This is a genomic window from Paracoccus limosus (assembly GCF_009711185.1).
Taxonomy (GTDB): Bacteria; Pseudomonadota; Alphaproteobacteria; order Rhodobacterales; family Rhodobacteraceae; genus Paracoccus; species Paracoccus limosus.
The window spans coordinates 59,438-81,213 of record NZ_WMIF01000018.1 but is presented as its reverse complement, the minus strand read 5'-3'; the positions used below and the strand labels follow the sequence as shown (position 1 = coordinate 81,213).

The following is a 21,776-nucleotide window of genomic DNA, read 5'->3' as shown; positions in this document are numbered from 1 at the left end:
TACCTCGCCGATACCCTCCGGGCCATCCTCGACGGACACCCCAGATCCCGCATCGAGGACCTCATGCCCTGGTGCTACGACCAAGCGTCAAGCCTCGCTGCATAGGGCCTCGTCGTCGCGCTTACCCTGATCCCGGCATCGCAAACCTGGATCGCGGCGCCATTGCGCCCACGATACAGCGCCTCGCGGGCAAGAATTCGGTAATAACGCGCCGTCTGCTTGCGTTCGCGCATGTCGCGTAGAAAGGTCTCCCGAGACAGGGTGCCGTCGATTGCGGCGCGCGTCACGTCGCCCAGCTTTCCCAACTGCGACAGCATCGGCGGCACACCATGGCCACCGGCGGGAACGGGCATCAGCACTACCGGCGCCGCGGCCGCCAGAATTCTGGCATGCTTCAGATCCTGCCTATTCAATGAATCGAAGAACACATAGGCGAGACCTGCCGACCTGATGCCCGCGAAGGCGTTTCCATAAGGCAAGTTCCAATTCTGCACCTTGCCATTGGGAAAGCGGCTTTCCCATGGCACCAGCCGCGGGTCGCGGGTGGCCTGCGGGCTCATCGCAATCACCGTGCAGTTCGGCGCCAGCGGCGCAAATGCCCCCGCTGCAAAGCCACCCATCGAGCAGCCGGTCATCACGACCTTGCGGAATTTGCCAAAGAACCCGGACCTAGATAGGGTTTCCAATTCCCGGATGACCTCTGCACAGCGGAACCAGTCATTACTTCGCGCAATGACGCCCAAAAGTGAATGACCCTCGCTGCGATAGAATTTCTGCCCCCATGTCGGCCTGCCGATAAAGGGCGTCTCAACAGAGCGCGCAGCATCGTCGAACGCAACGATCAGCGTTTCACCGCCTGCCTGATATTGCAGGCGATGATTGGCGGTTTCGATGCTGAAATTCTCGCCGGTCATGATTTCCTTGCCGGGCTTGCGGAACAGACCGAACATCCCCGCTCCTACAGAGGCGCTTGCACGAAGGTGGGCATCTGCGCGCTGTCGCGCAAAAACACCCCCGCCGTATCCAGCGCCTCGCGAATGGTCACATCCATGTCCAGATAGCGATAGGTGCCCAGCCGGCCGACAAAGGTGACGCCCGGCGTTTCTTCGGCCAGCGCGACATATTGCGCCAGCAGGGATTTTTCCTCGACCAGCCGGATAGGATAATAGGGAATGTCGCCCGGCCCCGCCGCACGCGAGACTTCGCGATAGCAGACGCTGCCCTGATGGCTTTCCCAAGGGCTGAAATGCTTGTGCTCGGTGATGCGGGTATAGGGCACCTGCCGGTCGCCGTAATTCATCACCGCGCAGCCCTGATAATCGCCGTCATAACGAAAGGCGTCGAAATCCAGCGTGCGATAGCCCAGCCGGCCCAGCCGGTAACCGAAATACCCGTCCAGCGGCCCCGACCAAAAGACGTGATCGGCCTTCATATCCGGGTCGTAATCGGTATTCAGCGCCACCTCGATATTGGGATGGTCCAGAATAGATTCCACCATCGCGGTATAGCCGTCGCGCGGCATGCCCTGAAAGCGGTGGAAGAAATAATTGTCGTCGTAATTGAACCGCACCGGCAGCCGCTTCAGGATCGAGGCCGGCAATTCCGTCGGCGAACAGCCCCATTGTTTTTCGGTATAGCCCTTGAAAAAGGCCTCATAAAGCTCGCGCCCGACGAAACGCAGCGCCTGTTCCTCGAAATTCTGCGGGTCGGCGATGCTGGTATCGGCCTTGGCCTCGATGAAATCGCGCGCCTCGTCGGGGCGCAGCACCTGACCAAAGAACTGATTGATGGTCAAAAGGTTGATCGGCAGCGAATAGACCGCGCCCTGCGAGGTGGTCTTCACCCGGTTCTGATAGGGCATGAAGGTGGCGTGGCGGTTGACGTAATCCCACACCCCCTCGTCATCGGTGTGAAAGATATGCGGGCCATAGACATGCATCATCACTCCGGTCTCATCGTCGCGCCGGGTATAGCAATTGCCGGCGATATGGTCGCGGCTGTCGATGATGCGGCAATGGTGCCCCGCCTCGGCCAGCGCGCGCCCGATCACCGCGCCCGAAAGCCCCGCCCCCACCAATAGGATATCCATACCTGCCCCCATTCCTGCGCCATGTCGCCCCCGTTTCGCCCGGGTGCCGGCCGTTGTCATCTGCTCAGTGCCACGATTTCAAGATGCGACCGCCCCAGCCGCCGCGTCAGCCCGTCGCGAAACGCCTGCCGCAGGATGCGGCGATAGCGCGCGCCATCCTCGCCATAGCGGTCGGCATGGCGGCGCCACTTGACCGCCAGCACCGGCAACAGCGGCCAGAACCACGGCCCCGCCGCGACGCGATAGGCGATCAGCGCGTTGCGATACATGTAATACACTTTCCACATCGGCCGCAGCACCAGCCGCCCGGACTGGATCGAGCCGGTGTCATGCTCAAACTGGATCTGCGGCACAAAGCCGATGCGCAGCCCCTTGCGCCGCATCTGCAGCGTATAAAGCTGGTCGTCGCCATAGATGAACAGCCGCTCGTCGGGATAGCCTGCCCGCGCCAGCGCCGCCCGCGACAAAAACAGCCCGACGAATGAGCTCATGTCCACCGCGACCGGGGCCGCATCCTCGGCATAGGCGGCATCCTCAAGGTGAAAGCCGCGCCGCCCACCGGTCAGGGTGCGCAGGAACTCGGGCCCGTGCCAGAACGGGTTGCGATAGGGGCGGTTCATCTCGCAGATATAGCCGCCCGGGGTCAGCACGGCGGCGCCCACCGCGTCCCAGCCCGCGACCTCACCGGCGGCCAGTGCCGCGCGAAAGCGCGCGATGCAGCCGGGCCGGGGCCGGCCATCGTCATCCATCACCACCAGCCAGTCGGGATCGATCTGCTCGGCCACCTGCCGCATGCCGCGGGCAAAGCCCCCTGCCCCGCCCAGATTGTCCGGGTGCAGCACCACTTGCAGGCGCGGATCGTCGATGCCGGCCAGATAGTCACCGGTGCCATCTTGCGAGCCATTGTCGAAGACCAGCACGTGATCCAGCTCTTCGGCCAGCAGCCGCTCGACCGTGACGCGCAATTTCGCCAGCCGCTGATGCGTCACCACAAGCGCCGCGATGCTCGGACGATGCGTGGCGGGCAAGGGTTGGTTGGCTGACATTACATGTTCGCTGCTGTGACGGCGCTACACCTAGCGGATCAGGGGGGCGGGAACAAGCAAGGGCTGCAAGGGCTGCGGACGCGGGGGCGGATGGCCGCCACGGGGCGGGCGACGCCGGGAAGCAAAGGCGTTGGGGCTGGGAGGGGTCAGCGGTGCCGGCGCGCATTTCGGCGGCTTTGGCCAGGCTCTGGAGGCCAGGCGCTATCGCACTCTGAATGGCCATGCCGCAGGCTTTCGCGACATGGCTTTGCGTCGCGATCAAGGCAGAGGAAAAGATAAAGGCGAGGCTCCGCAAAGTCCCGCATGGCTGACAGCCGGTCACGACCCGCTCCATTGACCGCCGGGGATCCAGCCTCACGACCGCCGCCACCCACCGCGCATGGCACATCGGCAGACAGGCCTGCTCTCCTGCGACACCTGGGCTCTCAACGGAATGCCTCGCACGGCGGAGGCACCGAAGCGGATAGGATGTCCCGCCACAGCCCCGCCCTGCCCCGCACCCTTGCCTCGTTGCGGCCACGCCCCAACGAAGGCCGCGCCTCTGACGCCAAGCCGACCGCGCCGCGCAGAGCCCCCTGCCCTCGCAGCCCGGCCCGCAAGCGGCATCATGCCGACAGTGCGGGCCCTCTGGTCTTTGGCCGATCCTGCGCGCCCGATCGCCAAACGCCGCCCGAGGGCAAAGCATGGCCCCAACGGTCCCAACGGCCAGCAAAGCCACGCGCCAAGTCCCAACCGCAACCCCCACAAAACGAAACCTTCCCCGAGAAACTCACGGGGAAGGTTTATAAAATAATTTTATTTCAATGACTTATTAAAAACTTCCCCGTGGGGAAGGTCAACCGATCTGCTCCAGCAGCGCTGCCACTGCCGCCTCCAGCCGCCGGCGATCGACGGCAGAGAAATCGCGGGCAAGGCGGATCTCCAGCCGGCCATTGGCGGCGGTGCATTTCGCGCGCCCCTGCGGCCGCTCGATCTGGAAGGTGGTCTTGGCCTTGGCGCCGGGCACCGAGGGCGCGGCCAAAGGCTGCTGCGCCGGTGCAGTGCGTTCGGTGCCCGCCCCCTGCCCCGCCATGCGCCGCAGCACGTCCAGCTCATCCTTGACGCTGCGGCTGTCCCAATCCGACAGCTCCTCGCGGATCGCCCCGACAAGGCCCGGCACATCCTCCAGCCGCGCCGCCAGCGACAGGCCAAGGGCGCGCGGGATCTCGTGCGGATACATCAGCACCTCGCCCAGCCGTTCGACCAGAGGAATGAACGAGCGGATATAGCTGCGCTTCTGATAGCCGGCCGAGCGGAACAGGATCGCCACGGCCTTTTCGGGGTCATTCTCCTCGGTCAGCGGGTCCATGGCGTAATGCACGGCCAGCTGCGCCATCTCGGCAAACGAGATGTCCTTGCGGACCATGTTCTCATCGACCATGCGGCGATACAGCCGCTCCAGCTCATCGCCGCGCGCGGCGATGCCGGCCGGGATCCGGCCCCAGCGCTCGACGTCGCCGGTTTCCTCCAGCAGCTGGCGATAGGCCGAAATCCGGCGCCAGCCCTGGATCAGCTCATAGCGGCCCGCCTCGCCCGGCTCGACCCGGATCGGGTTCGACAGCCCGATATCGCGGATCGATTCGACCAGCTCGGCCAGCTCGAAATCCGGGCCCGGTGCGCGGTCACGGATCAACTTGCGGGTGTCGATGGCGTCCAGCGGAATCAGGTCGGTGATCAGCCCGTCGCGTTTCAGCCGCACATGCTCGGCAGCCAATGCGTCGTTTTCGGCGCGGATCTGCGCCTCAAGCCGGGCGCGTTCGCGGGTCGATTCGGCAGCCTCGGTGATGGCGGCGGCCATCGGGCCGCGCCGCTGTTCGCGCGCGGGCGCCTCGGGCTCGGCCGGTTCGACCTTCCCCGCGGGGACGATCGGCTCGGCGGCTTCGTCGGGCATTTCGATGTCGAAGACGCGGCGCTTGCGGCTCATGCCTGATCCTCCAGCTTGGCCCAGGCAGCGACTGCATGGGTCTTGAACTCTTCATAGGCCTGATCGAAACTGGCCCGCGCGCGCCGCCAGGTGCCGCGCGTCATCTCGCGATAGTCGATCTCATAGATCGAGCTGAGGAAGCGGCCCGACTGCTCGACGGCGCGGGTCAGCTCGATCGGGTGCTCGGCCATACGATCGCCAAAGACCTGCCGGAAGGCCGCCAGCATCGCCTGATGCAGCTCGTTCGAGGGCTCGTAACGGGTCATCAGGAAGCGGATGTCGGCAAAGCATTTCGGCAGCGCGATCTTCCCCGTGGGGAAGTTTTCAAAGCCATGCGACAGATCGCCAAGCGCCTCGGCCAGCTGACCGATGAAGCTGGTGGTCGAGTCATATTCCCAATAGCCGGGGCCCGAGGGAATATAGAGCATGTCGGCGGCAAAGACCGCATTCATCGACTGGTAACCGATGGCCGGCGGGCAATCGAAGAGGATCAGGTCATAGGCATCATCGGCCAGGCTGTCGAGGAAGCGCGATACCGCGCCAAAGAAGGTCCATTCCGGGTTCAGGTGCCGGTATTGGGCGCTGGCGAACTCGACGAAGGCGGCGTTGGCGCAGCTCGGCACGATGTCGATGGTGGCCCAGGCGGTGGGCTTGATGAAATCGGCCGGGCGCAGCGTGCCCAGACCCATGTCGCGGATCGAGGCCGGCAGCTTGCGCTGGGGCAAGGCGGTGCCGGATTCGGCGCCCCGCGTCGCGGCGTTCATGCGGTCGGTCTCGCGCTCCAGATCGCGGGCCATGATACCCCAGACAGTATGATCCTCACCGACATCGGTCAGGCCCATGCTGTGCGAGAGCGTGGCTTGCGGATCGAAATCGACGACAAGGACCCGGTAGCCGTCCAGCGCGGCGGCGTGGGCAAAGTGCAGCGCCACGGTTGACTTGCCGGCGCCGCCCTTGAAGTTGGCGATGGCAGCGCGGAAGGCGCGCTTGCCTTCGGGGCGTGGCGGCATCAGCGACTTCTTGTTGATGCGGATGCGGCGGCGCAGCTCGTTGATCTCATCGAGGCTGAACCAGCGCTGGCGGCCATCCTCTTCGACTTCCCCGAGGGGAAGGTTCGGGTCGGCGGCGAGCTTGCCGCGGAAGGTGGACTGGTTGATGCGGAAGATCAGCTCGGCCACCTCCCAGCTGGAGAAGCGGCGCAGGGACTTTTCATTGTCGGGGCTGAAGGTCTGGCGCCGGATCCAGCCCTGCATCTTCAATGACTGCGCCTGTAAGCGGGCCAGGTCTTCGTGACTGTACATGTGTCTGCCTCAGAGGACGTTGATTATTGTTCTTTCGCCTTTTACGCCGGATTTGCGCTTGACGCAAAAGCCAAGTTAACTGAGGAGGCCGAATTGCCGCAATATAGCAAAACCCAACGGGGGTTGCGCGAATCGGGGTTGTGGCGCGCGGGGCCCGTTGCGGGGTGATCGGGGCCAAGGCCTTGGGAATGCACCCGGCGATTAGGGGACGCGCACGGCAGTTGCGGCGCAGATTGGGGGACATGGGGTCCCGATTGGGTGACGGCCTAGATGTCCCGCAATACCATTGATACCGTTTTTCATATGATCGAAGGCGAACGGTGCAGGGCGCGGTAACGCAACGGTCTTGACAGAATCGGAAAGGAGGACGCTAATGCGAGGACGGTGGCGAAAAGCGTTTCGGGAAGCATAAAAGCCCATAAGGGCCGCGGCACAGGCAGGGCCGATCCCGGATCCGACCATCGCAACAGAGCAGGACAGCCGGGACCAACCGGCAGGCAGGATTGGGATGCAGGTGATTCGACCCGTCGGACGAGAGGCGGCTTCGAAGAAATATGACGTGCTGTCAGCGATGATGGCACATGCGCTGGCGGGCGACCAGAACCGGCAGCGGTTGGTGCTGCGGCTGATGGCGCTGGTGACCAGCCGCTACAATTGGCAGCGCGACGAGCTGGCGGTGGGCCAGCGCGAGATCGCCCGGCTGTGGTGCGTCGATGAGCGCACGGTCAAGCGCGACATGGCGCGGCTGCGCGGCCTGGGCTGGATCGTGGTCAAGCGGCAGGGGGCCCGGGGTCGGGTTTCGGTGCTGGGGCTGGATCTGGACCGGCTGATGATCGACACCAAGCCGGAGTGGCAAAATATCGGCCCGGATTTCGTGGCCCGGATGGGCGGTGAGGCGCGCGCGCCCGAAGCGGGGCCGCAGGTGATCCCGTTTCCGCGCGCGACGCCCGTGCCGGTTCCGGCCGACGGCCTCTGGGGCAGGGCCTGTGCGCTGCTGGAGGCCGAGGACCGGCTGTCCTATGAAGCGTGGTTTGCCGGGCTGCGCGAAGGGGGTGTCGAGGGCGATTGCCTGCTGCTGATCGCGCCCAGCCGGTTCCATGCTGCTTATGTGCAAAGCCACCTTCTGGCGCGGCTGCGTATCGCGGTCCTGCGCAGCGATGGGCGGGTCGGGCGGGTGCGGATCGAGACCGGCTGAGCGCCTGTCCGGGTAGGGCGCATTTCGGGGTTTTCCTGCGGATATGCCGGGGCGCGGCCCAAGCGGGTAGGGGGCAAGTGCGGACGTGCAGCAAGGTTCCCTTGTCGTCGTGCGCCATGCTGATCCGTCCTCTTGGTCGCACGGACATCGGTGCCCACGTGCCTTTGCTCCATGCCCGGCTGCGTCGGGGCGATCAGAGGGTGTGGGATGACCCATCCAGATCAACCGACCCATTGCCATCAGCCCCAAGAAGGTGCTGACCGTCCGAAGCGGTGTTCGACGCATTCAATGATGAGGAGTCGCCAGCCAGTGATCGGCGCCACATGGCGAGCTGGCGGCGATAGTCCTGTGCGACCGCCCATCGCCATGGTTCTGGTCTGGAACGAGTTGGCGCGGGACGGCGGGCAATATGCGGCGGCGCTGAATTCGGTGTTCCCGGCCCTGTTCTCTTCGGTCTTTGCGTGGCTTTTCCGGTCCGTGCTGCCGCAGATGTTCGGCTTACAGGACAATGTCATCCATCTGGGTATTCTCTTTGTCGCCGCATCCTGATCTCGTCGGGGCGAGGCGACGTATCAATCGGTGTTCTTGCCACGCATCCGGCCGATGGCGCCGCTGTTCACCATCTTTACCGTGTTCAGCCTGACGGGCGGCGCCGGCCAAGGGATGCCCGGCGCATCGCGTTGCTGCTGTATTTGGGAATCCAGTTCCTGATCCGCTTGGCCTTGGCGCGGCTAATAAAGGCAGATCATCCGTACAGCACCGCCGGCAACAATTTTGATCTGTGACCATCGCGACCTTCGGGCTGGCCGTTGCAGCGGTGATCTGACCTTTGGTCGAGGTGCCGGTGCTGCTGGTCCATGTCGGGCCGGGCTCGCGCTCGAACCGGCGGCAGCGTAGCGGCAGGGCAGGGAGGTCAGCCGGGCACCGGGGTCCAGATCACGTCCTCGATCCGCGGGGCGCCGGTCGCCAGCATCACCAGCCGGTCAAAGCCCATGGCGCAGCCCGAGGCCGGCGGCATCAGCGCAAGGGCGGTCAGGAAATCCTCGTCCAGCGGATAGCGTTCGCCATAGACGCGGGATTTTTCGTCCATCTCCAGCTGAAAGCGGCGGCGTTGCTCGGCGGGGTCGGTCAGCTCGCCAAAGCCATTGGCCAGCTCGACGCCGCAGGCGTAAAGCTCGAAGCGTTCGGCCTCGCGCGGGTCGGCGGCGGGGCGGGCGAGGGCGGCCTCGGCGGCCGGATAGCGGTCGAGGATGGTCGGGCGGTCGTGGCCCAGATGCGGCTCGACCTTTTCGACGAGGATGCGCGACAGCATGTCCGACCATGTATCATCGCCGCCAAGGCGGATGCCTTGCGCCCCGGCCTGGGCACGCAAGGCGCGGGCGTCGGTTTCGGCGCCGTCGCAGGTGGCCAGCAGGTCGATGCCGGCATGGGCGGCAAAGGCCTCGGCCACCGAGATCACCTGCGGTTCGGCAAAGGGGTCGCAGGTTGCATGGCCGTGGCGCAAGAGGGGCGCGCCCGCGCGCTGCGCCGCCAGCCGCAGCCATGCGATGCAATCGGAAAACAGCACGCGATAATCCTCGCCCGCGCGATACCATTCCAGCATGGTGAATTCGGGATGATGCCGGGCTGTGCGTTCGCGGTTGCGCCAGACATGGGCAAAGGAAAAGATCCGCTGCTCGCCCGCCGCCAGCAGTTTCTTCATCGCGAATTCCGGGCTGGTGTGCAGATACATCGGCTGCGCCACGCCATCATTGCCGATCATCCGGGTGGCGAAACCGTGCAGATGCGCCTCATTGCCCGGGCTGATCGCCAGCGCGGCCGGATCGACCTCGACGAAGTCGCGCGCGGCCAGCCAGTCGCGGATCCCGGACTGGATGCGGTTGCGTGTCAGCAGAAGCGCGCGGCGTTCGGCATGGCGATGCGGGTGCCACCAGGGCGTTTCGGGCGGCAGGGCAGGGCGGGTCATCGCGGAACTCCTTCTGGCGAATGAATTTCCGCGAGCGGCTGGCAATCGCGTGCGGAAAACGCTATGGGACGCCATCTTTGCCGGCAGTCCTAGCCGGCCTTCCGCCATTTGAAAAGCAGCCAAGGATACCACCTTGAAAGTCATCGCCTCCAGCCTTCGCAAAGGCAATGTCGTCGAGATCGACGGCAAGCTCCATGTCGTCCTGACGGCGACGAACTTCCACCCCGGCAAGGGCACGCCGACGACGCAGGTCGATCTGCGCCGCATCTCGGACGGCAACAAGGTCTCGGAACGCTGGAAGACGACCGAGCAGGTCGAGCGCGCCCATGTCGACGAGCGCTCGTATAACTTCCTTTATGAAGACGGCGAGGGTTTCCATTTCATGGAGCCGGAAAGCTATGAGCAGCTTGTCGCCTCGCCCGATGTCGTGGGCGATGACAAGGTGTTTCTGGAGGACGGGATCAGCGTTTTCCTGCAAGTCCACAACGGCGTCGTGATCGCGATCGAGCTGCCGCAGAAGGTGACGGTCGAGGTGGTCGAGACCGAGCCGGTGGTGAAGGGTCAGACCGCCTCGTCGAGCTACAAGCCTGCGACCGCGCATAACGGCGTGCGCATCATGGTGCCGCCGCATATCGGCGTGGGCACCAAGGTCATCATCAACACCGAGGATCTGAGCTATGTGGAGCGCGCCAAGGCGTGATTTTCGCGAAGCGAGGGATGGGGAAGCGGGGCCCGTGCGGGCCCCGTTTTGTTTTGTTCAAGCAGTCCGGTCACGACGGAAGTTTGAGCATGTTGACAGTGTATTCGCACTTTGTGTGGCCGCCGGTGCCGAATCCCGAGTTACGTTCGCCATAGGCTTTTAGGCGGATCCTTCCGGGTTGGGTGAGTCCGGGGATGACTTTGCGCTCATCCTGCCATTCTGTCGTGCACTCCCCGTGTTCGCCGGGAATGATCGAAGTTATCCCGCCCTTCAGGCTGTCCTTTTCAAAGATATATCCGGGAGGGGCGGTGATTTCTTGCCACACGGAATGGCAGTTCTTGCCGCCTTGACCGGTGTAAGGCGGAGTTTCGCAATAAGCTGAAGGCTTTTGCTGCGTCACGACCTGTGACAATGCCGGCTGAGCAAGAAGCAGGGCGGCAGCAAATATCCCAGACACTTTTAGCATCATATCTTCCTTTTAAAGAACGAGCGGTATAGATTCTTTTAAAATGCGACAGTCATCCCTGTTTCAATTTTGGGTTGTTCTGGCGGGATTTAAAAGATCTATCGCTTGAAGATTGCGCGGATCATGCCTGATGCGCATCATCCAAATGAGCTATATTGGTTGAGTTTATTCTCGCCTCAGTCCGAGCTGTTAACTTTCTATATCTTTCCTGTGGCGGCCAAGGGATAAATTGTCGGGGCCGACTTTATATACTGGAGAGGAGGCCAAAAAAAGCATAATATGTTTGTTGTGCTGGTACTGGGCCTCGCGGCGGGGCTCTGGGTATCCTCGGCGGAGCGCGCTTCGTGTTTGGCATGCGACCGGATAGCTTGCAGCAGTTGATTGCGACGTTGCATCATGCGGCTTTGCAACCGGCTGGCTGGCATGGCTTTCTTCTGGCGCTGGAACGGGCCGTGCCGGGGGTCGGCGCGACGCTGTTTGGCGTGAATGCCGCCTCGCGCGAGGCGATCTATGTCACGACAGGGCAGGGGATCGATGCGCAAGGCCTGAAGGTCTTTGCGGATTATTACCATCGGATCAATCCGTTTTCGGGCTACTTTCTGAACCTTGCTCCGGGGCGGGCCGAGCGGTCGCTGGCCCATATCGACGACGCGCAGTTGCAACGGACCGAATTCTACAATGACTGGATGCGGCAGCAGGATGACCTGATTGGCGGCGTCGCCTTGAAGACCCGGGCGTATCGCTCAAGTTCGCTGTTCGTCGGGGTCAATGTGCGCCGGCAGCGGCGCGAGGAAACCGATGCGCGCGCGCTGGTGCTTTTGGAGCAGCTTGAGCCATATATTAGCCATGCCTTCGAGGTCTCGCAGGTGGTGGCTGAACTGCGCGCAACTGCGCTGACCGGTCGGGACGATCAGGCGGACCAGGGCGGGGTGGTCATCACCGATCACGATTTCATGGTGCTCTGGGCCGATCCCGCAATTCTGTCCGGGATGGCGGGACTGCTGCGGGTGGACATGTTGGGGCGCCTGCGCTTTGGTGATCCTGATGTGCAGTTGTGGGCGGCGCAGGATCAGACCCGGTTCGGTCGAGGGGGCAATGCCCTGCGTCAATGCGAGGCCGGGCCATATATCATCCGCAAGCTGATCGGCCCCCATGCCGAGATGCCGGTCTCGCCGCTGTTTCCCGGGTTCTTTCACGGCAGCGGCTGGTCTGAGCGTCAGCGCACCTTTGTCATCTCGCGCCGCAACCGGCAGGTCACTATCGAGGATCGGCTGGGCGCTCGCTTTCAGCTTTCGGCGGCAGAAGTTGCCATTGCGACGCTGATTGCCGAAGGGCATTCCACGCAAGAGATGGCCGATCTGCGTCAGACCAGCTTGCACACCATCCGCAACCAGATCCGCGCCGTATTGGCCAAGATGGAGGTGCGGGATCGCGGCGGCGTCATTCGCGAGGTGATGGCGGAAAAAAACCGGAACCCGTGAGACCTTATGAGGCCGGGTTCCGGTTTGCGCGGGTCGGGCAGGGGGCTGAAGGAGCCCCCTGCGCCAGACGCATGAAAGGTCAGCTTTCGAAATTCGGCTCTGTCAACATCTCTTCGCCACAGGCTGCCCATTTGCCACAGTCCGCCGGGCCACCACAGCCAACGGACCGTCTGCTTGGACGGGGCACCCCATCACTCGCTAAAACCACTCGCGCCGCAACAAGTGCCTTGTGACGTTTCCTGCGCGGGCGAGCCAAGGACGACACTGCCCGCTATCGACGGCTCGCGCATGACGCAGCTGCGCTATGGCGGCAGGAATTTGCTGTGGATTTGTCTAGTCCTCGTCCCGCACCGCACTGCCCACGCCCGGTTTGCGCGCGATCAGCCGGGCCGCATCGGCCAAGGGCAGCAGCGGCGGCATGGCCGTGGGGGTGGCAAGGTAATGCGGGGTCCAGTCGGGGCCGAACTTGTCCTTGAAGGCGCGCAGCCCCTCGAATTTGTAAAAGCTGCCGCCGTGGCGAAAGATCAGCGCGCCGAAACGATCCCAGGTCCGGCGCGAGCGGTGCGGGTCAAGCCCGGCCAGGGGCGCCATGCCCAGCGACATCGCCGGATAGCCGCGCTCTTTCAGGGCCAGCATCAGCGCGGTGAACAGGAACTCCATCGTCCCCGAAGGCGCGCTCAGCCGGTGCCGCATCAGGTCGATCGAGGCGACGTGGTGATGCTCGGTGGTCATGATATTGCCGAAGGCGATGATGGTGCCGTTTTCACGCACCAGCGCAATCTGCCAGTGGTTCAGCCAGTCGGGATCGAAGCGGCCGACGGAAAAGCCCTTTTCGCGGGATTTCTTGCCGGTCAGCCATTCGTCCGAAATGCCGCGCAGCTCGGCCAGCAGGGCGGGGGAATGCGGCGGCGCCACGATCTCCAGCGTCAGCCCGTCGCGGCCGGCGCGGGCATAGGTGGTGCGCAGGCGCTTGCGCTGCGGACCCTCCAGCGAGAACCGGGTCAGGTCGATCACCGCCTCTTCGCCCATCTTGTGCAGCGTCATGCCCAGATCCAGCATCAGCGGCACCGCGTCCAGCCCGACCTCGTAAAAGATCGGCCGGGCGCCGGCGCGGCGGGCGGCATCGACGAAACTATAGGCGACCTCTTCGCAGGCCTCGGTCTCGCCCACGGGGGGGCCATAGGCGATCCAGCTGGAGCCGGCGACGCCGAACATCAGGAAGGCCTGGTGGTTGTCGGACAGCATCACCGCCTTGTCGCCGGTCAGCACGAAGCCCGCGTCGGGATTGTCGCCCTGCATGGCGATATGGCCGGCGATCTCCAGCGTGCGGGCATCGGGCGGCGTCGGGCGGAATCGTGGGATGCGCAGCAGCAAAAACAGCGCCGCCAGCCCGATCAGCAGACAGACCAGCAGGCCCGCGCGCAGCGCCCGTGGCGCGCGCTCATCGGCGGCGAATTCCCACCAGATCTCGTTGGAATAGGGCGTGTCCTTATGGGCAAAGAACAGCACGAAGCCAAAGCCCGCCAGCGCCGCGATGATCAGCGCGATCCAGCCCGGCGTCATCGCCGAATGGGTCAGCATCGAACGGCGGTGAAAGGCCGAGCGGAAGGGCAAAAGGATCAGCACGCCCAGCACCAGCGCGCCCGCCTGTTCCAGGTCCAGCCCTTCGAGCAGGGCAAAGACCGCCCCGGTCAGCATGGCGGCAACGGTCAGCCAGAAGGCGCCAAGGCTGCGCCGGACCACGCCCAGCGACAGCACGATCAGCCCCGCGCCAAGCGCCGAGGACAGCAGGATCGAGCCCTCGACAAAGGCCAGCGGGAAAAAGCTTTCGGCCAGCTCGGCCGTCTCGGTCATCGGCGGCAGCAGGGCCGCGACGCTCATCCACAGGCCCGAGCCAAAGACCATGACCGCCAGCAGCAGCGGCGCCAGGGGCGTGACGGCGCGCAGCGCGGGCTCGACCGCGGCAAGATGGCGCCCGAGCGCGGTGGTGATCGGCCGCCCGCCCAGCACACGCCAGAACTCGTATGAGGCCAGCAGCACCAGCGCCATGGCAAAGGGCACGAGGTAATAGATCAGCCGGAACAGCAAGAGCCCGGCCGCGACCTGATCAATGGGCACGCTGGGCGGCATGGCGGCGATGATGACGCTTTCAAAGACGCCGACGCCGCCCGGCACATGGCTGAGGATGCCGGCCATCATCGCGGCGGCAAAGACCGCAAGGAAGGTCGGGAAGCTGACATCCGCCACCGGCAGCAGCACATAAAGCGTCAGCGCCGAGAAGACGATGTCGCCAAGGCAGATCACCAGTTGCGAGCCCAGCACCCCCAAGGTCGGCGCATGCAGGCAAAAGCGGCCGATGTGCAGCTCGCGCCGGGTGGCGGCGGCCCATAGAAGCGGCAGCATCACCCCAAGGATCGCCGCAATGGCGATCAGCCGGATCGTCGGCGGCGGCAGCGGCAGCAGCGGCCCCAGCGCCGTCGGATGCAGCGCCAGCGCCGAAAAGCCGATGACCGAGGCGGCGACGCCGAAGGAGGCGGCGGTAAAGGTCGAGATCGCGGCGATGTCATAGCCGTCGAGGCCAAGCCCGGAATAGACCCGCCACCTGACCGCGCCGCCCGAGATCGCCGACAGCCCGATGGTATTGCCAAAGGCATAGGCCATCAGCCCGCCGGTCATCGACACCGGCAAGGGCAGCGGCTTGCCGATATGGCGCAAGGCCGACCAGTCATATCCGGCCAGAAACAGATAGCCCAGAACGGTGGTGAACAGCGCAAGCCCGGTGACATTCCAGGGGGTGGCGCGGATCTGCTGGGCGACCTCACGGATATCGACCGGGGCCAGCATCCGGTTCAGCGCGTAAAGCCCGGCACCGAACAGGGCAAAGGCCACAACATAGGGAAGCAGCATCCGCCACAGCGCCGGCCGCGCGGACTGGGCAAGGGCCGGGTCTTCCGGATCGGTCAGCCGCTCGGGCGGAGGCGAAAGGCGCATCGTCATCTTGTGTCTGGGGGCCGGCGCCCGTCGGACGCGGCCGAAACATTTCAAGCTGCATAGAGCAGCCGCGCCCTAGGGGAAAGGTGGCGCGTCGGTCCGGCGCATGTTTGCCGGCGATGGCATTGCGGTTGCGGCACGGCTGCGACAATGTGCCGCCCGAATCAGGGGGGAAACATGGGTCATTTGCCAAGGGTGTGGCGCGCCCTCGGCCCGGCGATCGGTCCGGGCTCATCGCGCGAGGCGCTGCGGGCCGGGTCGGGCGCGGTGCTGGGGCTTTTGGCGGTGGCGCTGGTCATGGCGGCCGCGGGGACCGACCTGCGGCTGGGGCTTTACATGATCGCCCCCTTTGGCGCGAGCGCGGTCTTGCTGTTTGCCGCGCCGAACAGTCCGCTGGCGCAGCCCTGGTCGGCGGTCGTGGGCAATGCCGCCGGCGCGCTGGTCGGGGTGGCCGCCTGTCTGGCGGTGCGCGATCCGGGCCTGCGCATCGCCCTGGCGGTGGGGCTTGCCATCGTTGCGATGATCGGGCTGCGCGCGGTGCATCCGCCGGCGGGGGCGGTGGCGATGACGGCGGCGATGAACCCCGAGGCGATCCGCGCGCTGGGGCTGTGGTTCGTGCTGGCGCCGGTGACGCTGGGCACGGTCATGCTGGTGGCGCTGGCCATCGCCTATGCCCGCGCGACCGGGCGGCATTACCCGTTCCGGCATTTCGACGATCCCGGGCCGCATGGCACCACCGATCCGCCCCCGGCCGAGCGGCTGGGCCTGTCCGAGGCCGAGCTGGAAAATATCCTGCAATCCTATCGCCAGTCGCTGAACCTTGGCGTCGAGGATCTGGCCCGCCTGATCGGCGCGGCGCAATTGCAGGCCGCCAGCCATGCCCGGCCCGAGGATGCCGCCTCGATCATGTCGCGTGATCTGGTGACGGTCACGCCGGAAACCGGACTGGATGTGGTGGCCGACCTGTTTGCCCGCCATGATTTCCACACCGTGCCGGTGGTGGAAGAGGGCGACCGCTATCTGGGCCTGATCTGCCAGATCGACCTGATCCGCCATGCCCGCCAGCAGGTGCAGGCCCGGGCGGGGCGCGGTCGCGCCTTGCCGGGGTCCGGCCGCGCCGCAACCGTCATGCGCCGCAACGTGCCGCTGGCCCGCCCCGACAGTCCGCTGGCGGCGCTGCTGCCGCTGCTTTCGGGGCCCGATTGCGATGCGGTGCCGATTCTGGAGGCCGGCCGGCTGCGCGGCATCGTCACCCAGACCGATCTGATCGCGGCCCTGACCCGGCAGAGCCTGCGCGCCGGCTGACCGGCTCAGACCTCGCGCGACAGGATCACCATGGTCGAGGTCTCGCCCACCGAGGGGATCGCCTGCAACTTGTCGCGGATGAAATGCCCCAGCGCGTCCACGTCGCGCAGCCGCACTTGCAGCATGTAATCGAGGCTGTTGCCGGTCACGAGATGGCATTCGACGACCTCGGGCAGGGTGGCGACGGCGCGCAGGAATTGCGCCGTACCCTCGGGCCCGACCCGGCCCAGCCGCACCGAGATGAAGGCGCCGATCTGCAGCCCCAGCGCGCGCGGGTCGATGCGCGCGCCGTAGCCCCGGATCACGCCCTCATCCTCAAGCCGGCGCACCCGGCGACCGCAGGGCGTGGCCGAAAGGCCGACCCGCTCGGCCAGATCAAGGATCGAGATCCGCCCCTCGGTTTCGAGGATCGACAGGATGCGGCGGTCGATGGCGTCCAGCTCGGCCATGGCGGAAATCTCCAATCCGGGCGCAGGAATTAGCCAAGAAACGCGCGGATGCCGCCGATCATAGCGATATTTGCAGGGACACGCCACGTCACCAGCAGTATGTTGCGCGGATTCGCTTTCAGGTGCAGCATGGCCGATCCGATTTCCCTCACCCACGCCCCGCAATCCGCAACCCCCGCGCCGCGTCCGGCGCTGGCCGGCTGGCTGGCCCAGACCAATGAGGTCACGCGCCTGTTTCTGGGTGCAAGCCAGATCCCCGGCCTGATCAATCTGGCGGGCGGGCTGCCCGATGCCTCGGTCTGGCCGGTCGAGGAACTGGCCGAGATTGCCGGCCGGGTCGTGCGCGAGGATCCGGCCCTGACGCTGGCCTATTCGCCGATCGAGGGGCTGGCGGTGCTGCGCGATGCCATCGCCGCGCGCTTCAGCACCGGCGGCTTGCTGCTGACGCGCGACAATATCCTGATCACCACCGGCGGCATGCATGCGCTGGAGCTGATCGGCAAGGTATTGGTCGATCCGGGCCAGACCATCGCCGCGCAATCGCCGGCCTATCTGGGCGCGCTGGATGCCTGGCGGCCGCGGATGCCGCGCTATCGCCCGCTGCATCTGGCCCGCGATCCCGATCTGGTGGCGGGGATGGCCGGGGCGCAATTTGCCTATACGGTGCCGAATTTCTCGAACCCGACCGGGCGGCTGGTGCCGCTGGAACAGCGCCGCGCGCTGGTCGAGGCCGCTCACGCCACCGGCACATGGCTGGTCGAGGACGACCCCTATGGCACGCTGTATTACGATGGCACCCGGCTGCCGCGGCTGATCGAGCTGGCGGCAGGCGAGGGCGCTTATGACGGGCCGGTGATCTATCTGGGCACGGTCAGCAAGGAACTGGCGCCGGGTCTGCGCCTGGGCTGGGTCATTGCTGCGCCCGAGATGGTGCAGGCGCTGGTGCTGGCCAAGCAGGGTTCGGACATGTCGACCAGCGGGCTGTGCCAGATGATCCTGCTGCGCGCCTTGCAGGCGGGGCTGCTGGAGCGTGTGTTGCCCGGCATCCTGTCGCTGTATTCCAGCCGGCGCGATGCGCTGCTGGCGGCGATGGACGAACATCTGTCGGACCTGTTCACATGGACGCCGCCCGAGGGCGGGATGTTCGTCTGGGCCCGCGCCCGCGATCCGCGCATGGACACCGACCGGCTGCTGCGGCTGGCGCTGGACCATGGCACCTGCGTCAGCCCTTCGTCGGTCTTTGACCCCGAGGGGCTGGACCATGGCGCGATCCGGGTGAACTTTACCCTGAACCCGCCCGAGAAACTGGCCGAAGGCGTGCGCCGGCTGGCCGAGGCCGCCCGCGCCACCCTTGCCGAAGGAATCGCCGCATGACGCCCGAACTGCTGGACCGCTGGCGCGCCATTCCGGTGCCGGTGATCGTCGATCATGCGCCCGAGTGCCAGATCGACATCGCGCTGCGCCCGTTGCGCCCGGCGGGGCAAAACCCGGCGCTGTTCGGCCGTGCCGTCACCGCGCGCTGTGCGCCGCCGGACTTCGGCCCGGTGCTGCGCGCGATCGGCCTGATCCAGCCGGGCGAGGTGCTGGTGATCGACGCCGCCGGCGAGGCGGGCTGGGCGATGATCGGCGATGTGCTGGGCGGGCATCTGCACCGCATCGGTGCCGCCGGCATCGTCTGTGACGGCGCCGTGCGCGACACCGGCAATCTGGCGGGGATGGAGGGGCTGGCGGTCTATGTTCGTCACATCAACCCGCGCGGCCCGAAGGCGGCGGCAGGGACCGAGGTGAACGGGCCGGTGACCATCGGCGGCCGTGCGGTTTCGGCGGGCGATCTGATCATCGGCGACGATGACGGGCTGGCCGCGCTGACGCCCCTTGAGGCCCACGCACTGATTGATCGCTGCGAGGCCAAGGTGGCGCTGGAGGTCGAATGGGTCCGCCGGCTGGCGGCCGGCGAAACCCTTGACGCGATCTTCGGGCTTCAGAGCCTGCCGTAGTCCGAGACGAGCAGCCGCCAAGGCGCCTCGTCCTCGGCGATGTCGGCGAAGCGGCCCACGGATTCCTCGAACACATTGTCGGTCAGATCGTTGTTCACGGTCGACACCTCGCCCACCAGCGCATCGCCGCCCTCGGCCCAGAAGCTGTGCCAGACGCCGGGCAGCAGGGTAACGCTTTCGCCGGGGGCAAGGCGCAGCAGTGCGCCGGGGGTCAGTTGCCGCATCACGCCGTCGCAGGGCACCGTGGCCGCATCGTCGCGGTTCACCGTGCCGTCGGGGTTGCTGCCGTGGATTTCCAGGACCAGATCGCCGCCGCCGCGGTTGATGATATCCTCGGCCTTGATGTTGTGGCGGTGCATCGGCGTGATCTGGCGGTCGCGCACCCACATGATCTTTTCGGCATAGCACATGCCGCGCCCGGCCTTCAGATCGGCCTCGCTCCCGTTGCGGGCGGTGAACAGGAAAAGCCCGGTGTCGCGGTAGCGGCCAAGGCCGAAATCGGTCAGATCCCAGCCAAGGCTTGCGCCCAGAATGGCGCCGGCCTGATCTTTGCGGGCGCGGAAATCGTCCGGGCTCCAATCGGCGAATGGCGGCAGGCGCCAGCCGAAAGAGGCAATGAAGGCCGCGCCTTCGCGCAGGATTTCGTTGACTTCGGAGCGGTTCATGCCGGTTCCCCCTGATGTTTGCGGGCAGCGGCGATGCCGGCCATGGTGCCGCGCAGCTCGGCCAGACCGCGCAGCCGGCCGATCAGCGAATAGCCGGGATTGATGCGGTCCTTGGCGATGTCATCGGCCAGAAGATGGCCGTGGTCGGGACGCAGCGGGATCTGCCAGTCGGCGCGGCCCTCGGCCCGGCGGCGTTCCTGTTCGTCAAGCAGCGCGAGGATCACGGCGGGCATGTCGGTCGAGCCGCCAAGGTGATCGGCCTCGTGGAAAGAGCCGTCCGCCTCGCGCGTGACATTGCGCAGATGGGCGAAATGGATGCGGGGGCCGAATTCGCGCACCATGGCTGGCAGGTCGTTGTCGGCCCGCGTGCCATAAGAGCCGGTGCAGAAGGTCAGGCCATTCGCCGGGCTGTCATAGGCGGCAAGGATGCGGCGCGCGTCATCGGCGGTCGAGACCACGCGCGGCAGGCCGAACAGCGAAAACGCCGGATCGTCGGGATGGATACACAGGCGCTGGCCCAGTTCCTCGGCCACGGGGCCGATCTGGCGCAGGAAATGCGTCAGGTTGTCCTGCAGGTCGGCGGCCGAGATGTCGCGATATTCCGACAGCGCCGCCAGAAACCCGGCGCGGTCGTAATTGCGTTCGGCGGCGGGCAGGCCGGCGATCAGCGTATGTTCGACGCGCGCCATGCCTTCGGGCCCGCGCAGGGCCAGCCGGGCCTTGGCCTCGGTCAGACGCGCGGCGGTGTAATCGCCCTCGGCGCCGGGGCGTTTCAGCACGAAAGCGTCATAGGCCGCGAAATCCACCGCGTCAAAGCGCAGCGCCAGCGCGCCATTCGGCATCGGGTGGCGCAGCTCAGTCCGGGTCCAGTCGACCACCGGCATGAAATTGTAGCAGATGGTTTTCAGCCCGACCTGCGCCAGAGCCCGCATCGAGTCCTTGTAGTAACCGATGTAACGGTCACGCTCGGGGCCGGCGATCTTGATCTGGTTGTGCACGGGGATGCTTTCGACCACCGACCATGTCAGCCCCTCGGCCTCGATCCCGGCCTTGAGCGCGGCGAGCTGGTCAATCGGCCAGGGCGATCCGTCATAGACCGCATGCAGCGCCGTGACGATGCCGGTGGCGCCGGCGTGGCGGATATGGGCCAGCGGCACCGGGTCGCCCGGACCATACCAGCGGAAACATTCCTCCATGAACTGCATCGATTCCTCCCGTCTTGCGGGCGCCACTATTGCCGTTCTGGCGGGGCTGTCCATCCGTGAATATGATTGGGGGTTCACCTTGGCCGCGCAAGGCTTAGGATCGCGCGCAAGACAAGGGCTGCGGAACCGCAAGGAGGGTGATCGCGCATGACGGGGCAGGATCGGGCAGAGCAGGATTTCGCGGGCAAGGTCGCGCTGGTCACCGGCACCACCGGCATCGGCCGGGCGGCGGCGCTGCGACTGGCGCGCGGGGGCGCTGCGGTTCTGGCCTGCGGCATCGACAGCGCCGCCAATCACGAGCTGACGGCGCTGGCCCTGGCGCAGGGCCTGTCGGTCACCGCCTATCGCGCCGATGTCGCCAATCCCGACTCGGTCGAGGCGGCGGTGGCCGAGGCGGTGGATCTGTTCGGCGGGCTCGACATCGTGGTGAACTCGGCCGCCGTGCATCCCTATGGCACCGTGCTGAACACGTCTTGGGAGGACATCCGGCGCTGCATGGAGGTCAATGTCGGCGGCATCATGCTGACCGGCCGCCATGCCATCCCCGAGATGGAAAAGCGCGGCGGCGGCGCCATCGTCAACCTGTCCTCGGCGCAGGGGCACGCCTGCCAGCAGGGCGTCGCGGCCTATGTGGCCAGCAAGGGCGCGATCCACGCGCTGACCCGGGCCATGGCGCTGGACCATGCGGCGGCGGGGGTTCGGGTGAACTCGGTCTCGCCCGGCTCGATCCGCACGCCTATACTGGAGCTGGCGGCGCGCAAGCTCGGCAGCGAACTGGCGCAAGACGAGGTCTTTGCCCGCTTTGGCGCCGCTCATCCGCTGGGCCGCATCGGCGAGCCCGAAGAGGTGGCCGAGCTGATCGCATTCCTGTGCTCGGACAAGGCCGGTTTCATCACCGGATCGGATTATGGCATCGACGGCGGGCTGACCGCCGGGCTGGCGGTCAAGTGACGGCGC

20 protein-coding genes are annotated in these 21,776 nt (G+C 65.8%); 9 read left to right on the top strand and 11 right to left on the bottom strand.

Annotated features, from left to right (window positions below; translation table 11 throughout):
- The coding region (locus tag GL279_RS13230; RefSeq protein ID WP_155064130.1) for a transposase domain-containing protein at window positions 1–105 on the top strand (105 nt) is incomplete at its 5' end.
- Here the strand turns inward: GL279_RS13230 and GL279_RS13225 are convergent.
- From GL279_RS13225 to GL279_RS13205, 5 genes are all read right to left on the bottom strand, one after another.
- On the bottom strand, window positions 75–950 hold the full coding sequence (locus tag GL279_RS13225; protein WP_155065111.1) for a hypothetical protein: 876 nt from the start codon (window positions 948–950) through the stop codon (window positions 75–77). The two genes, GL279_RS13230 and GL279_RS13225, sit on opposite strands and share 31 nt — an antisense overlap.
- A gap of 8 nt (window positions 951–958) precedes the next feature.
- Window positions 959–2,089: a UDP-galactopyranose mutase gene (gene glf / locus GL279_RS13220; RefSeq protein WP_155065110.1), complete on the bottom strand. Its 1,131-nt coding sequence runs from the start codon at window positions 2,087–2,089 to the stop codon at window positions 959–961.
- Between the two features lie 56 nt (window positions 2,090–2,145).
- The gene (locus GL279_RS13215; protein ID WP_155065109.1) at window positions 2,146–3,135 is read right to left on the bottom strand and encodes a glycosyltransferase; all 990 of its coding nucleotides are present in this window, start codon (window positions 3,133–3,135) and stop codon (window positions 2,146–2,148) included.
- An 835-nt stretch (window positions 3,136–3,970) separates the two neighbouring features.
- Window positions 3,971–5,098, bottom strand: a complete 1,128-nt coding sequence (locus GL279_RS13210) for a ParB/RepB/Spo0J family partition protein (protein WP_155065108.1) — start codon at window positions 5,096–5,098, stop codon at window positions 3,971–3,973.
- On the bottom strand, window positions 5,095–6,399 hold the full coding sequence (locus tag GL279_RS13205) for an AAA family ATPase (RefSeq protein WP_155065107.1): 1,305 nt from the start codon (window positions 6,397–6,399) through the stop codon (window positions 5,095–5,097). The genes GL279_RS13210 and GL279_RS13205 overlap by 4 nt, the downstream gene beginning before the upstream one ends.
- A 508-nt stretch (window positions 6,400–6,907) precedes the next feature.
- On the opposite strand from GL279_RS13205, the gene GL279_RS13200 reads away from it, so the two are divergent.
- Together GL279_RS13200 and GL279_RS13195 are read left to right on the top strand one after the other, a co-directional pair.
- Window positions 6,908–7,594 carry a hypothetical protein gene (locus GL279_RS13200; protein WP_155065106.1) on the top strand — a complete coding sequence of 229 codons (687 nt, stop codon included), beginning with the start codon at window positions 6,908–6,910 and terminating at the stop codon, window positions 7,592–7,594.
- Between the two features lie 348 nt (window positions 7,595–7,942).
- Window positions 7,943–8,143 (top strand): hypothetical protein, encoded by a 201-nt coding sequence (locus tag GL279_RS13195; protein WP_155065105.1) that lies wholly within the window; start codon window positions 7,943–7,945, stop codon window positions 8,141–8,143.
- Window positions 8,144–8,507: 364 nt separating this feature from the next.
- Here the strand turns inward: GL279_RS13195 and epmA are convergent, their stop codons facing one another.
- Window positions 8,508–9,560, bottom strand: coding sequence for an EF-P lysine aminoacylase EpmA (epmA, locus tag GL279_RS13190; protein ID WP_155065104.1), 1,053 nt, complete (start codon window positions 9,558–9,560; stop codon window positions 8,508–8,510).
- A 133-nt stretch (window positions 9,561–9,693) separates the two neighbouring features.
- Here epmA and efp point away from each other — a divergent pair, with 133 nt between their 5' ends.
- A complete protein-coding gene (efp, locus tag GL279_RS13185; RefSeq protein ID WP_155065103.1) occupies window positions 9,694–10,260 on the top strand; it encodes an elongation factor P in 567 nt (188 codons plus the stop codon).
- Between the two features lie 70 nt (window positions 10,261–10,330).
- Here the strand turns inward: efp and GL279_RS13180 are convergent, their stop codons facing one another.
- Window positions 10,331–10,729: a hypothetical protein gene (locus GL279_RS13180; protein ID WP_155065102.1), complete on the bottom strand. Its 399-nt coding sequence runs from the start codon at window positions 10,727–10,729 to the stop codon at window positions 10,331–10,333.
- Window positions 10,730–11,094: 365 nt separating this feature from the next.
- On the opposite strand from GL279_RS13180, the gene GL279_RS13175 reads away from it, so the two are divergent.
- Entirely contained in the window at window positions 11,095–12,207 is a 1,113-nt protein-coding gene (locus GL279_RS13175; RefSeq protein ID WP_170293974.1) for a helix-turn-helix transcriptional regulator, read from the top strand.
- 333 nt (window positions 12,208–12,540) lie between these two features.
- On the opposite strand, the gene mprF is transcribed toward GL279_RS13175, so the two are convergent.
- A complete protein-coding gene (gene mprF, locus GL279_RS13170; RefSeq protein ID WP_170293973.1) occupies window positions 12,541–15,198 on the bottom strand; it encodes a bifunctional lysylphosphatidylglycerol flippase/synthetase MprF in 2,658 nt (885 codons plus the stop codon).
- Between the two features lie 177 nt (window positions 15,199–15,375).
- Here mprF and GL279_RS13165 point away from each other — a divergent pair, with 177 nt between their 5' ends.
- Entirely contained in the window at window positions 15,376–16,503 is a 1,128-nt protein-coding gene (locus tag GL279_RS13165; protein WP_246175308.1) for an HPP family protein, read from the top strand.
- Between the two features lie 5 nt (window positions 16,504–16,508).
- Here GL279_RS13165 and GL279_RS13160 read toward each other — a convergent pair whose 3' ends face one another.
- The gene (locus GL279_RS13160) at window positions 16,509–16,952 is read right to left on the bottom strand and encodes an Lrp/AsnC family transcriptional regulator (protein ID WP_155065098.1); all 444 of its coding nucleotides are present in this window, start codon (window positions 16,950–16,952) and stop codon (window positions 16,509–16,511) included.
- 129 nt (window positions 16,953–17,081) lie between these two features.
- On the opposite strand from GL279_RS13160, the gene GL279_RS13155 reads away from it, so the two are divergent.
- The gene (locus GL279_RS13155; RefSeq protein WP_155065097.1) at window positions 17,082–18,326 is read left to right on the top strand and encodes an aminotransferase-like domain-containing protein; all 1,245 of its coding nucleotides are present in this window, start codon (window positions 17,082–17,084) and stop codon (window positions 18,324–18,326) included.
- Window positions 18,323–18,949 carry an RraA family protein gene (locus GL279_RS13150; protein WP_155065096.1) on the top strand — a complete coding sequence of 209 codons (627 nt, stop codon included), beginning with the start codon at window positions 18,323–18,325 and terminating at the stop codon, window positions 18,947–18,949. The genes GL279_RS13155 and GL279_RS13150 overlap by 4 nt, the downstream gene beginning before the upstream one ends.
- Here the strand turns inward: GL279_RS13150 and GL279_RS13145 are convergent.
- Window positions 18,934–19,614, bottom strand: coding sequence for a D-lyxose/D-mannose family sugar isomerase (locus GL279_RS13145; protein WP_155065095.1), 681 nt, complete (start codon window positions 19,612–19,614; stop codon window positions 18,934–18,936). The two genes, GL279_RS13150 and GL279_RS13145, sit on opposite strands and share 16 nt — an antisense overlap.
- Window positions 19,611–20,819 carry a mannonate dehydratase gene (gene uxuA, locus GL279_RS13140; protein WP_343039813.1) on the bottom strand — a complete coding sequence of 403 codons (1,209 nt, stop codon included), beginning with the start codon at window positions 20,817–20,819 and terminating at the stop codon, window positions 19,611–19,613. The genes GL279_RS13145 and uxuA overlap by 4 nt, the downstream gene beginning before the upstream one ends.
- A gap of 147 nt (window positions 20,820–20,966) precedes the next feature.
- On the opposite strand from uxuA, the gene GL279_RS13135 reads away from it, so the two are divergent.
- A complete protein-coding gene (locus tag GL279_RS13135) occupies window positions 20,967–21,770 on the top strand; it encodes an SDR family NAD(P)-dependent oxidoreductase (RefSeq protein ID WP_155065094.1) in 804 nt (267 codons plus the stop codon).
- Window positions 21,771–21,776 lie beyond the last annotated feature (6 nt).